Annotated in this window: 9 protein-coding genes; 2 read left to right on the forward strand and 7 right to left on the reverse strand. The window is 72.0% G+C overall.

Features of this window, described 5'->3' with window-relative positions; translation table 11 throughout:
- Window positions 1-432 (reverse strand): hypothetical protein, encoded by a 432-nt coding sequence (locus ABZW17_RS25915; protein WP_354819241.1) that lies wholly within the window; start codon window positions 430-432, stop codon window positions 1-3.
- Window positions 433-506: 74 nt separating this feature from the next.
- The gene (locus tag ABZW17_RS25920) at window positions 507-1,976 is read right to left on the reverse strand and encodes an aldehyde dehydrogenase family protein (RefSeq protein WP_354819244.1); all 1,470 of its coding nucleotides are present in this window, start codon (window positions 1,974-1,976) and stop codon (window positions 507-509) included.
- Between the two features lie 173 nt (window positions 1,977-2,149).
- On the opposite strand from ABZW17_RS25920, the gene dxs reads away from it, so the two are divergent.
- On the forward strand, window positions 2,150-4,063 hold the full coding sequence (gene dxs / locus ABZW17_RS25925) for a 1-deoxy-D-xylulose-5-phosphate synthase (RefSeq protein ID WP_354819573.1): 1,914 nt from the start codon (window positions 2,150-2,152) through the stop codon (window positions 4,061-4,063).
- On the opposite strand, the gene ABZW17_RS25930 is transcribed toward dxs, so the two are convergent.
- The 5 genes from ABZW17_RS25930 to ABZW17_RS25950 are packed head-to-tail and all read right to left on the reverse strand — an operon-like array spanning window position 4,050 to window position 10,875.
- Window positions 4,050-5,501 (reverse strand): cytosine permease, encoded by a 1,452-nt coding sequence (locus ABZW17_RS25930; RefSeq protein ID WP_354819247.1) that lies wholly within the window; start codon window positions 5,499-5,501, stop codon window positions 4,050-4,052. The genes dxs and ABZW17_RS25930 overlap by 14 nt on opposite strands.
- The gene (locus tag ABZW17_RS25935) at window positions 5,498-6,856 is read right to left on the reverse strand and encodes an aminobutyraldehyde dehydrogenase (protein WP_354819250.1); all 1,359 of its coding nucleotides are present in this window, start codon (window positions 6,854-6,856) and stop codon (window positions 5,498-5,500) included. The genes ABZW17_RS25930 and ABZW17_RS25935 overlap by 4 nt, the downstream gene beginning before the upstream one ends.
- Window positions 6,853-8,496, reverse strand: coding sequence for a thiamine pyrophosphate-binding protein (locus ABZW17_RS25940; protein ID WP_354819253.1), 1,644 nt, complete (start codon window positions 8,494-8,496; stop codon window positions 6,853-6,855). Before ABZW17_RS25940 ends, ABZW17_RS25935 begins: the two co-directional genes overlap by 4 nt.
- Window positions 8,493-9,437 (reverse strand): agmatinase, encoded by a 945-nt coding sequence (gene speB, locus ABZW17_RS25945; protein WP_354819256.1) that lies wholly within the window; start codon window positions 9,435-9,437, stop codon window positions 8,493-8,495. Before speB ends, ABZW17_RS25940 begins: the two co-directional genes overlap by 4 nt.
- Window positions 9,430-10,875, reverse strand: a complete 1,446-nt coding sequence (locus ABZW17_RS25950) for a sodium:solute symporter (protein WP_354819259.1) — start codon at window positions 10,873-10,875, stop codon at window positions 9,430-9,432. The genes speB and ABZW17_RS25950 overlap by 8 nt, the downstream gene beginning before the upstream one ends.
- Window positions 10,876-11,006: 131 nt before the next feature.
- Between ABZW17_RS25950 and ABZW17_RS25955 the strand changes: the two genes are divergently transcribed.
- Window positions 11,007-12,470, forward strand: a complete 1,464-nt coding sequence (locus ABZW17_RS25955; RefSeq protein ID WP_354819262.1) for a PucR family transcriptional regulator — start codon at window positions 11,007-11,009, stop codon at window positions 12,468-12,470.
- The last annotated feature ends 22 nt before the right edge of the window (window positions 12,471-12,492 follow it).

Below are 12,492 nucleotides of genomic sequence, written 5' to 3' on the forward strand. Positions count from 1 at the left end.
TCAGCCGGCCCGGCGCACCGCGAACGCCGCCGCCAAACCCGTCGCCGTCATCGCCACGCCCGACACGAGCAGCACCCACGTCCCCGCGCCCGGCACCACCCTCGCCGCCGGCTGGAGGCGGGTCACGCCCGGGAGCGTCACCACCAGGTGCCGCAGGATCACGCCCGTCACCACCAGGCCCGGCAGGCACGCCATGGCCAGCGGCTCGTCCTGGTGGCGGGCGAAGGTCAGGTACGCCAGCGTCACCGCGATCAGCACCGCCGCCGCGCAGACCAGGCGCAGGCTCAGGTCCAGCTCCGGGTCGGGCGTTCCCGGCGGCAGCGCTCCCGGGTACTCCGCCGTCCGCAGGGTCAGGCCCGCCAGCACGCCCAGGCCCGCCAGTCCCACCAGGACGGCCCTCGGGCCCCGGAACCCCCGTCGCTGCTGGTCCACTCCGGCCTCCCTGCGTCGCGGTGGAGGCAGCATAAGGCGGCTGGGCCGTCCGGGGGTTCCCGATCGGGCGATGCTCAGCCCGCGAACCAGCGCTGCGGGGCCGGGCGGAGGTTCTGGTAGATGTGCTTGACCTCGGTGTACTCGGCCAGGCCGGTCGGGCCCAGCTCGCGGCCGAAGCCCGACTGCTTGTAGCCGCCCCACTCGGCCTGGGGCAGGTACGGGTGGAAGTCGTTGATCCAGACCGTCCCGTGCCGCAGCCGCCCCGCCACCCGCTGCGCGCGGCCCGCGTCCTGGGTGAACACCGCCCCCGCCAGGCCGTAGTGCGTGTCGTTGGCGATGCGGACCGCGTCGTCCTCGTCGGTGAACGTCTCGACCGTCAGCACCGGGCCGAACGACTCGTCCACCACCGCCGACGAGCCCTGCTTCACCCGGTCCAGAATGGTCGGCAGGTAGTAGAAGCCGCCGGCCAGCGCCGGGTCGTCGGGACGGCGGCCGCCCGTGCGCAGCACCGCGCCCTCGGCCAGCGCCGCCGCCACGTACGCCTCGACCTTCTCGCGGTGGGCCGCCGAGATCAGCGGGCCGGTCTCCGCGTGCGGGTCGAACGGGCCGCCCAGCCGGATCCGCTCGGCCCGGCGCACCAGCTCGCCGACGAACTCGTCGTGCCACTCGCGCTGCACGATCAGCCGCGCGCCCGCCGAGCACACCTGGCCGGAGTGGAGGAACACCGCCGTCAGCGCGTAGTCGACCGCGGTCTCGAAGTCGGCGTCGGCGAACACCACGTTCGGGTTCTTGCCGCCCAGCTCCAGCGCCACTTTCTTGACCGTCGCCGCGGCGGACGCGGCGATCACCCGGCCGGTCGCCAGGCCGCCGGTGAACGACACGAGGTCGACGTCCGGGTGGGCCGCCAGCGGCGCGCCGGCCTCGGCGCCCGCGCCCAGCACCAGGTTGCCCACCCCCGGCGGCAGGCCGGCTTCGGTGAGCAGCTTCAGGAACAGGATCGCCGTGTGCGGGGTCAGCTCGCTGGGCTTGAGCACGAAGGTGTTGCCCGCCGCCAGCGCCGGTGCGATCTTCCACACGGTCTGCAGCAGCGGGTAGTTCCACGGCGTGATCAGGCCGCAGACGCCGACCGGCTCGTGCACGATCCGGCTGATCGCGTCCGGGTTGCCGGTGTCGACGACCCGCCCGGCGTCCTGGGCCGCGAGCTTGCCGAAGTAGCGCAGGCACGCGGCGATGTCCGCCATGTCGTACCGGCTCTCCACCAGGCGCTTGCCGGTGTCGAGGGACTCGGCCCTGGCGAACGCCTCCGCGTCGCGGTCCAGCAGGTCCGCGGTGCGCAGCAGCAGATCACCGCGCAGGTGCGCGGGCGTGCCGGGCCACGGGCCGGTGTCGAACGCCCGGCGCGCCGCCGCGATGGCGGCCTCGGTGTCCTTGGCGGTGCCCTCGGCGACCGTCGCGACCGGGGAGCCGTCGGCCGGGCAGCGGATCTCGCGCCGTCCGCCGTCCACCGCGTCCACCCAGTCGCCGCCGATGAGAAAGTCCGCCATGCGGCCATTCTCGTGGCCACGCCGCGTGACCGCCACAGCGACGCGGCGAGACGAGGTTCACCCCGGGTGCTGACCGGCGGTCGCGCTCGGGTGTGACGCCGGACGCGGCGGGCGGAACCCCGGTGGCGGGTCTCCGTAGACTGGCCGGAACCGAGCGAGTGAGGTGGAGACGAGTGACGATGCTGGAGTCCGTGAGCGGACCGGCGGACCTGAAGCGCATGAGTGTCGAGGACCTCGGCGAACTGGCCGCCGAGATCCGGGACTTCCTCGTCGACAAGGTCCGGCGGGCGGGCGGGCACCTGGGGCCGAACCTCGGCGTCGTCGAGCTCACCCTGGCGCTGCACCGCGTGTTCGACTCGCCGCGCGACGCGATCGTCTGGGACGTCGGTCACCAGGCGTACGTGCACAAGATCGTCACCGGCCGCGCGGACGGCTTCGACCTGCTGCGCCAGACCGGCGGTGTCACCGGTTACCCGTCGCGTGCGGAGAGTGACCACGACTGGGTGGAGAGCAGCCACGCCTCGTCCGGACTGTCCTATGTGGACGGCCTGGCGAAGGCGTTCGAGCTGGCCGGCGGCGGCCGGCACGCGATCGCCGTCGTCGGCGACGGCGCGCTCACCGGTGGTATGTGCTGGGAGGCCCTCAACAACATCGCCGCGCACCGGGAGCGGCCGGTCGTGATCGTGATCAACGACAACGGCCGGTCGTATTCGCCGACCATCGGGGGCCTGGCCGACCACCTCGCGGCGCTGCGCCTGCAGCCGGGGTACGAGCGGCTGCTCGACGGGGGGCGGGAGCTGCTGCGGCACACGCCGGTGGTCGGGCGGCCGATCTATGCGGCACTGCACGCGGCGAAGGCCGGGTTGAAGGACGCGCTGAGCCCACAGGCGATGTTCTCCGACCTCGGGCTGAAGTACCTCGGGCCGGTCGACGGGCACGACCTGGTCGCGCTCGAGAAGGCGTTCCAGAGCGCTCGCTCCTTCGGTGGGGCGGTGATCGTGCACGTGGTGACCGAAAAGGGCCACGGGTACGCGCCGGCGGTCAACAACGAGCACGACCAGATGCACCAGACCGATCCGATCGACCCGGAGACCGGCCTGCCGCCCGTCAAGGGGCCCAGCTGGACCGGGGTGTTCGGGTCCGAGCTGGCGGCGATCGGCGCCGAGCGCCCGGATGTCGTCGCGATCACCGCGGCGATGCTGCGGTCCACCGGGTTGGACAAGTTCGCCGAGGCGTTCCCGGATCGGTGGTACGACGTCGGGATCGCCGAGCAGCACGCCGTCACTTCGGCGGCCGGGCTGGCCATGGGTGGGCTGCACCCGGTCGTGGCGATCTACTCGACGTTCCTGAACCGGGCGTTCGACCAGGTGCTGATGGACGTGGCGCTGCACCGGCTGCCGGTGACGCTGGTGCTGGACCGGGCCGGGATCACCGGGCCGGACGGGCCTTCTCACCACGGGATGTGGGATCTGTCCCTGCTCGGGATGGTGCCGGGGATGCGGGTTGCCGCTCCTCGTGATCCGGCCACGCTGCGAGAAGAACTTCGCGAGGCTGTTGCCGTTTCGGACGGGCCGACCGCGTTGCGGTTCTCCAAGGGCAAGGTCGGGACCGATGTGACCGCGGTGGAGCGGGTCGGCACCGTGGACGTGCTGCGTCGGCCGGTCGACGGGGCCGACGTGCTACTGGTGACCGTCGGTGCCTTTGCGACGCTGGGGCTGGCCGCTGCCGATCGGCTTGCCGATCAGGGGATCGGCGTTACGGTCGTGGATCCGCGGTGGGTTCTTCCGGTGCCGGCCGAGCTGGTTGCCCTGGCGTCACAGCACAAGCTCGTCGTCACCGTCGAGGACAGTGGGCGGCACGGTGGCTTCGGGTCTGCCTTGGCGGCCTTGTTCCGGGATGCCGAGTGCGATGTTCCGGTGCGGGATCTGGCTGTTCCGCAGGCTTTCCATGACCTCGGGAGCCGGGATGAGGTGCTGGGGCGGATCGGGCTGACCGCTCAGGATGTCGCCCGGCGGGTCACCGAGTGGGCTTCCCGGTTGGGGTCTTCGGATGCTTCTGCCCCTGAGAAGGATGTCAACCGGCGGTGATTCGAGAGGCTTCCGGCTTCGGGGTGAGTGGTTTTGCGAAGACCTCCGGAGGTTCCGGGAACAGCTTGACCATCAGCGGGTAGGCGATTGCTGCTGTTGCCAGCGTGACGATCAGGCTGATGTCCACGCCGCCCGCCACGTTCCGCAGGGGACCCGCGATCATCGGGGTGTTCGCGCACAGCAGGCCCAACGCTGTCGCCGGGATCCACGCCGCCATTGCCCGCCAGTTCACTCCCCGGGTGAACCAGTAGCGGCCGCCCTTTCGGCCTTCGTTGAACACCTGCAGGTCTTCTACGTCGTAGCAGCCCCGGCGCTGGATGAAGCCGATCATCATGATCACCATCCAGGGGCTGGTGCACAGGACGATCAGGGTGGCGAACGTGTTGATGCTCGACACCATGTCCAGGACGAAGTTGCCGACGAAGATGAACGCCACGCTCAGCGTTCCGATCAGCAGTGTCGCCTGGACCCGGGACAGCCTGGGGAAGATCGAACTGAAGTCCAGGCCCGTTCCGTACAGCGACGTCGTTCCGGTCGACAGGCCGCCGATCAGCGCCACCACGATCAGCGGGATTGCGTACCACAGCGGGGAAATCGCCGTCAGGCCGGTGATGTAGTCCGCCGGGTTCGCCACCAGGGTTGCCGTGGCGATGCCGAAGCCGAACGGGAGGAGCGTGGCCACCTGGGCCAGGAACGGTGCCGCCAGGAGAGAGCGCTTGCTGTGCCTCGCCGGGATGTAGCGGGCCCAGTCGCCGAGGAACGCGCCGAAGGAGATCGGGTTGGCCAGGGCCGTCAACGCCGCCAGGGTGAACGTCGGCCAGAACGTTCCCAGCGCGTACGTTCCCGTTCCCGCGTAACCCGGGTCGAAGGTGCCGCCGTAGGCGAACACCCCCAGGAGCATGATCGCCGTGCCGAGGACCACCGCGATGCGGTTGACCAGCAGCATGAAGCGGTAGCCGTAGATGCACACCACCAGCGTGGCGATCGCGATCACGCCGTACGCGACGCCGCGTAGCACCGCGCCGCCGTCGAAGCCGAACAGGCGCTGGGCTGCGCCCGCCACCGCGTCGCCGCTCACCCAGACCGAGATCGCGAAGAACGTGATCGCCGTCAGCAGCGACAGGAACGATCCCACGCACCGGCCGACCACGCCGAAGTGGGCGCCGGACGACACCGCGTTGTTGGTTCGGGTTCGCGGGCCGAACAGGGCCATCGGGGCCAGGACCAGGCCGCCCACCACCACGCCGAGGGCGGTGGCCAGGACCGCGTCGCGGAAGCTCAGGCCGTACGCGATCGGGAGGGTGCCCAGGATGATCGTGGCGAAGGTGTTCGCGCCGCCGAAGGCCAGGCGGAACAGGTCGCGGGGGCGGGACGTCTGCTCGGCCGGCGGGATCGGGGCGATGCCGTGGTGCTCGACCTCCGTCACCCGGGCGGTCACGCGAACCTCGTCATCACGTGCTTCACTCGGGTGTACTCCGCGAACGCGTATCCCGAGAGGTCCTTGCCGTGGCCGGAGTGGCCGAAACCGCCGTGGGGCATCTCGGCGACCAGCGGCCCGTGCGTGTTGACCCACACGCAGCCGAAGTCCAGCCCGGCCGACACCCGGGCCGCGACGGCGAGGTCCCGGGTCCACACCGACGACGCCAGTCCGTACGGGACGCCGTTGGCCAGCTCGATGCCGGCCGCTTCGTCCGCAAAGGACTGGACGGTGATCACCGGGGCGAAGATCTCCTCCTGGACGATCTCGTCGTCCTGGCGCACCCCCGAGATCACCGTGGGGGAGAAGAAGAAGCCGTGGGAACCGAACCGTGACCCGCCGGTCTCGATGCGGGCGTGCGACGGCAACCGCGTGATCAGGCCTTCGACGCGCGAGAACTGCGCTGCGCTGTTCAACGGCCCGTAGTCGACGCCCGGGGTCTGCGCGGCCGCCGTCTTCGCCAGCTCGGCCACGAAGTCGTCGTGGATCGACTCGTGGACCAGGACGCGGCTGCCTGCCGTGCAGTCCTGGCCCGCGTTGTAGAACGCCGCGCCCACGATGCCTTCCGCCGTCTCCGCCAGATCGACGTCCTGGAAGACCACCAGCGGTGCGTTGCCGCCCAGCTCCAGGTGGGTGCGTTTGAGGTCCGCGGCCGCCACCGTGGCGACGTCGATGCCCGCCCGGGTCGAGCCCGTGATCGAGACCAGGTCCGTGCGCGGGTGGCGCACCAGGGCCCGGCCCGTGTCGCGGTCGCCGGTCAGCACCGTGAACGCCCCCGCAGGCAGGAAGTCCGCCGCGATCCGGGCCAGCAGGACCGCCGTCGACGGGGTCGTCTCGGCCGGCTTGAGCACCACCGTGTTGCCCGCCGCCAGCGCCGGGGCGATCTTCCAGACCGCCATCATCAGCGGGTAGTTCCACGGCGCGATCTGCGCGCAGACGCCCACCGGCTCGCGGCGGATCACCGACGTGTGGCCGGGTGTGTACTCGCCCGCCGCGGTGCCCTCGAGGTGGCGGGCCGCCCCGGCGAAGAACCGCAGCGCGCTCACGCACTCCGGGATCTCCTCTTCCAGGACCACCGACCGGATCTTGCCGGTCTCGCGGACTTCGAGGTCGGCGAACTCGCCCGCCCGTGCCTCCAGGGCGTCGGCGAGCTTCAGCAGCGCCAGCTGCCGCTGGGCCGGGGTGCTGCGGCGCCAGACCGCAAACGCCTGCGCGGCGGCCGCCATGGCTGCGTCCACTTCGGACGGCGAGGCGATCGGGCTGGTGCCGAAGACCTCGCCGGTCGCCGGATCGGTCAGGTCGAGCGTGCGGGTCATGCCTGCTCCAGGTGGGTCGGCGCGAACATCTTCAGCAACGCGGGGAGGACGACGACGGACGGCCCGGGCGTCCGCAGCGCCTCGGCGAGGTCCGCGCCCACGGTGTCCAGAGAGGACAGCCGCGCCGGGACGCCGAACGAGCTCGCCAGGGCCACGAAGTCGGGCCGCGCCAGCTCGGTGGCCGTCGACTGGCCGAACGTGTCCGTCAGGTACTCGCGCAGGATGCCGTAGCCGCCGTCGTCGATGATCAGCCACGTGACGTCGAGGCCGTGCTGCGCCGCCGTGGCCAGCTCGGCGAGGCCGTACATCGCGCCGCCGTCGCCCGACACCGCCAGCGTCGGGCGGCCCGCGGCCGCGCCGCCGAGCGCGCCCGGCAGGCCGTAACCCAGCCCGCCCGCGCCCTGCGCGGTGTGGATCGGTGCGCCCTCGGGGTTCCACGCCGACCACGCCCAGTACGCCGCGATCGTCATGTCCCAGAACGTCTGCGTGCCCTCGGGCAGCGCGGCCCGGATGTCGTCGACCAGCTTGCGCTCGGTGGCCAGGTCCTGGCTGTCCAAACGCGACTCGACGCGCGCGAGCAAGCCGGACACCGCTTTCTCCGCGCGGCCGTCGGACGCCCGCATCGGCACCCACTCCAGCAGTGCTTGCAGCGTCGGCCGCACGTCGGCGTGGATGCCCAGGCCGGGGTAGTTCGACTCCAGCTTCCCCAGGTCCGCTTCGACCTGGATCACCCGGCCGCGCGGAGCGAACTCGCGGTAGTTGCTGGACAGCTCGCCCAGCCCGGAGCCGAGCACGAGCAGCACGTCGGCGGCCGCGAGGAACTCCGTGGTGTGCCAGTCCTCCAGCCACGAGCGGCCGGACAGCTCGTGGTCCCAGCCGAAGACACCCTTGCCGCCGAACGTCGAGATCACCGGCGCGCGCAGCGCCTCGGCCAGCGCCAGCAGCTCGGCCTGCGCGCCCGAGCGAAGTGCTCCGCCGCCGGCCAGGATCACCGGGTTCGACGCCGCGCCCAGGAGATCCGCGGCCGCGGTGACCAGCTCCGGCAGGGGTTCCAGGGGCGCGGGCGTGGCCGACACCGACGTGATCGGCGGGATCCCGGCCGGGCCGAGCAGGACGTCCTGGGGGATCTCGACCCACACCGGGCCGTAGGGCGCGGTCGCCGCCGACGTCCACGCTTCCCGCAGCGCCGACGGGATCTGGCTCGCGCGCCGCACCACGTGCACCGACTTGACGACGCCGGCGAAGCTCGCCTGCTGGTCGGGCAGCTCGTGCAGGTACCCGTGCCGGCCACCGCCCAGCCCGGCGACCGGGATCTGGCTGGAGATCCCGAGCACCGGCACCGAAGCCGCCCGCGACTCCTGCAGGGAAGCCAACGTCAGCAACGCACCCGGGCCGGTCGAGACGACCAGGGGCGTCACCGGGACCGGGCCGTCCGGGTCCGCCGCGAGCCGGGCTCGGGCGTGGCCGTCGGCGGCGAAGGCCAGGTTGTTCTCGACGCGCCCGCTGATCACGCGCAGGTCGCCGGCGCGCCGCAGCGCCTCGAACAGGCCCAGCGCGTGCTGGCCCGGCAGGCCGAACACCGTGTCGGCGCCCAGCGCCCGGAGGGTCTCGACGACGACGTCGCCGCCGATGCGGGTCATGCGCCCTTCCCCAGCGAAAGCAGGCTCACCAGGTCGTAGGCGACGTGGGAGGCCGCGATGGCGGTGATCTCGGCGTGATCGTAAGCCGGGGCCAGCTCGACCACGTCGGCCCCGATCAGGTTGAGATCGCGCAGCCCGCGCAGGATCTCCAGCAGCTCGCGGCTGGTCATCCCGCCGGCTTCGGGAGTGCCGGTGCCGGGCGCGTGCGCCGGGTCGAGCACGTCGATGTCGACCGAGACGTACAACGGCCGGTCGCCGATGCGCTGCCGCAGCGCGTCGACGGTTTCGTCGACGCCGCGGCGCAGGACGTCGCCGGAGGTGACGATGCCGAAGCCGAGCCGGCGGTCCTCTTCGAGGTCGCGCTTGCCGTACAGCGGTCCGCGCGTGCCGACGTGCGACAACGCGCTCGTGTCGAGGATCCCTTCCTCCGACGCCCGCCGGAACGGCGTGCCGTGGGTGTACGGCTCGCCGAAGTAGGTGTCCCAGGTGTCCAGGTGGGCGTCGAAGTGCAGCAGGGCCAGGGGTCCGTGCTTCTTCGCCGCGGCCCGTAGCAGCGGCAGCGCGATGGTGTGGTCGCCGCCGACGGTCACCAGCCGCGTCCCGTTCGCTTGCAGCGCTTCGGCTTCCTGCTGCAGCGTTTCGATCGCCTCGCCGATGTTGAACGGGTTGACCGCGATGTCGCCCGCATCGACGACCTGCTTCTCTTCGAACGGCGAGACGTCCAGTTCCGGGTGGTACGGCCGCAGCAGCCGGCTCGCCTCGCGCACGGCCGCCGGGCCGAACCGGGCGCCGGGCCGGTAGGACACGCCGGAGTCGAAGGGCACCCCGACGACGGCGACGTCGGCGCGCTCGACCTGGTCGATCCGCGGCAGCCGCGCGAAGGTCGCGAAGCCGGCGAACCGGGGGATGCGCGACGAGTCGAGGGGTCCGATGTTAGGCACTGGCAGGCTCCTGTTCCCGAATCGAGGTGGGCGTGTCCTGGCCGCTCAGGCGGCGGGTCCAAACGGCGAGAACGGCGTCGGACGTGCGGGGCGTGGCGAGGCTGACCGCCAGGTAGACGACCAGGCTCACGCCGAGGCCCCAGTAGATCGGCGTGTTGGCCTCGACACCGTCGATGATCATGAACGCGATCACCGAGATCGTGCCGGCCACCATCGAGGCGTACGCGCCCTGCCGGGTGCCGCGCTTCCAGAACAGCGCGCCGACGATGGCCACCAGCAGGCCGCCGACCAGGATGTCGTAGGCGATGGTGAGCGCGTTGACGACGTCGTCGACGATCATCGCGATGCCGATGGCCAGCAGGCCGAGCACGAGCGTGGCGATCCGGTTGCGGCTGACCTCGCCGCCCTTCTTCAGGCCGAGCTTGCTGAGCAGGTCCGACGTCGTCGTGGTGGAGCACGCGATGAGCGCGCCGCTCGCCGTCGACATCATCGCCGACAGCGCAGCGGCCAGCACCAGGCCGCGGACGCCGGTGGGCAGCAGCCGCTCGACGATCGTCGCGAAGGCGTCCTGCGCGCTGGCGAGGTCCGGGTACAGCGTGTGTGCGGCGGTGCCGATGAGGGCGCCGGCCAGGCCGTAGACCAGGCAGTAGACGCCGGAGGTGATGCCGCCGGACGTCGCGATCGCCGGGGTGCGGGCGGTGAACACGCGCTGCCAGATGTCCTGGCCGATGAGCAGGCCGAAGGTGTAGATCACGAAGTAGGTGATGATCGTGTCGGTGCCGATCGAGGTGAAGCTGAAGAAGCTCGCGTCCAGCTTCTCGCTCATGCCGGAGAAGCCGCCCGCGGAAGAGATCGCCACCGGCAGCAGGATGGCCAGGATGCCGATGGTCTTGATGACGAACTGGGCGATGTCGGTGAGCGTGATCGACCACATGCCGCCGAGCACCGAGTAGAGCACGACGATCGAGCCGCCGACCGCGATGCCCGCCCAGTTCGGCAGGTCGAACAGCACCTTGAAGATGGTCGCGAAGGCCAGCGTCGAAGTCACCGTGAGCATCAGCGTGTAGCCCCACATGACGACGCCGGACACCGCGCTGGTGCGGCCGCCGTAGCGCAGGTCGAGCATCTCGCCGACGGTGTAGACCTTCAGCCGCACCAGCCGCCGCGCGAACAGCGCGTGCAGCACCAGGATGCCGACGCCGATGCTGACCACCAGCCACATACCGGAGAGGCCGTAGGTGTAGCCGAGCTTCACACCGCCGACGGTCGACGCGCCGCCGAGCACGACGGCCGACATCGTGCCGGAGTACATGAACCAGCCCAGCCGCCGCCCGGCGACGAGGTAGTCGGACTTCGTCTTCGCGAGCTTCAGGCCGTACCAGCCGACCCCGAGCATGCCCGCGATGTACAGCGCGATCACCGCGTAGTCGCCGGTCACGGTGTCCTCCTCACGTCGGTTTCGGGTCACCGTAGGTTCGCTCGCCACCCCTTCGGCATGGGATGATCCGTCTCCAAGTCGACCTGGTTAGGGATGAGATGACCCATAACGCGGATGCAGTGCACACGGAGGTGAATGTTCCGTTACGCGCGGTCGTCGGCAACCGGGAACTCGCGCTCGACGTCGTCCCCGAGACGCTGCGGCCGGGCGCGCTGGACGCCCCGGTGCGCTGGGCGCACGTCAGCGAGCTGCAGGACCCGGCGCCCTACCTGCTGGGCGGCGAACTGATCCTCACCGCGGGCGTCAACCTGCCGGAGCAGCTCGACCGGTACGTGCGCGGGCTGCGCGACGCCGGCGTGACGGCGCTGGGGTTCGGCCTCACCCCGTCGGTGCACGAAACGCTGCCGGAGCCGCTGCGCCGGGCCTGCGCGCGGCACGGGCTGCCGCTGCTGGTGGTGCCGACGCGGACGCCGTTCCTGGCGGTCAACCGGGCGGTCTCGGTCGCCCTGACCGAGGCCGGCCAGCGGGAACAGCGGCGGATCACGGCGGCGCGCGAGACGCTCACGCGCGCCGCGGGCGGCGGCCTCGGCGAGCTGACGTCGTCGCTGGCGGCGGTGCTGCGCTCGTGGGTCGCCCTGGTCGGCGCCGGGGACGTGCTGGCCTCGGCGCACGACGCGCCCGCGCCGCTGCCGCTGCCGGTGCGGGAGCTGATGGCGACCGTGCGGGCGGGCAGCGGGATCCGGAGCGCGACCACCGAGCTCGACGGCGGGTTCGTCGTCGTCCAGCCGGTGTACCCGCAGGCCACGGCGTCGCACCTGGTGGTCGTCGGCCGCACGCGCCGGCTCGACGGCGCCGACCGGGCGATCCTCGCCGTCGGCGCGGCCCTGCTCGGGCTGGTCGGCCGCGCGGGCTCGGACGCGGCCGAGCTGGGCGCGGCGGCCACCGGCCTGCTGCTCGGCCGGACGTCCCCCGGAGACGCGGCCGCATCGCTGCTGGGGTCGGAGGTCGTCCGGCTCGTAGCCGGAGCGGCCTACCGGCGCGGTCCGGACGAGGCGGCGCACCGGCCCGACTGGCTGCGCGCGCGGCTGGACACCCCGCTGGTCTCGGTGTCGCCCGGGCGGTTCGTGGCGATCGCGGGATCCGTGCCGCCGCGCGCGGTGCTGGAGGACCTGCGTGCTCACGGCTGGCTGGCGGCGGTGGGCTCGCCGGCGCCGGCCGGAGAACTGTCGGAAAGCGAAGGGGAGTTGCTGCTTTCGCGGGCGCTCGCGCTCGGCCGTCCGGTCGTGGCCGGGGATTCGCCGCTGGATTTCGACGCGCTGCTGGACCCCGGTGCCTCCCGCGGGTTCGCGGCGCGGGCGTTGGAGCCGGTGCTGGCGCTGGATCAGGCGGGGGACCGGGCGCTGGTGCCGACGCTGCGGACGTGGCTGGCCCACCACGGCGGCTGGGAGCCGACCGCGGCGGAACTGGGCGTGCACCGCAACAGCGTCCGGCACCGGATCGCGCAGGTGGAGAAGGCGTTGGGGGTGGATCTGGCGGATCCGGAGGTCCGCATGCGGCTGTGGTTCGCGTTGCGCTGGCTGACCCCGGGTCCTTAAAGGGCACTCTCAGGAAAATATG

The organism is Amycolatopsis sp. NPDC004625 (assembly GCF_040609695.1).
GTDB lineage: Bacteria > Actinomycetota > Actinomycetes > Mycobacteriales > Pseudonocardiaceae > Amycolatopsis.

Coding starts and splice junctions, on each gene's coding strand:
- ABZW17_RS25920 (WP_354819244.1), bottom strand. CDS start 1,976: ATGGCGGACTTTCTCATCGGCGGCGACTGGGTGGACGCGGTGGACGGC.
- ABZW17_RS25935 (WP_354819250.1), bottom strand. CDS start 6,856: ATGACCCGCACGCTCGACCTGACCGATCCGGCGACCGGCGAGGTCTTC.
- ABZW17_RS25940 (WP_354819253.1), bottom strand. CDS start 8,496: ATGACCCGCATCGGCGGCGACGTCGTCGTCGAGACCCTCCGGGCGCTG.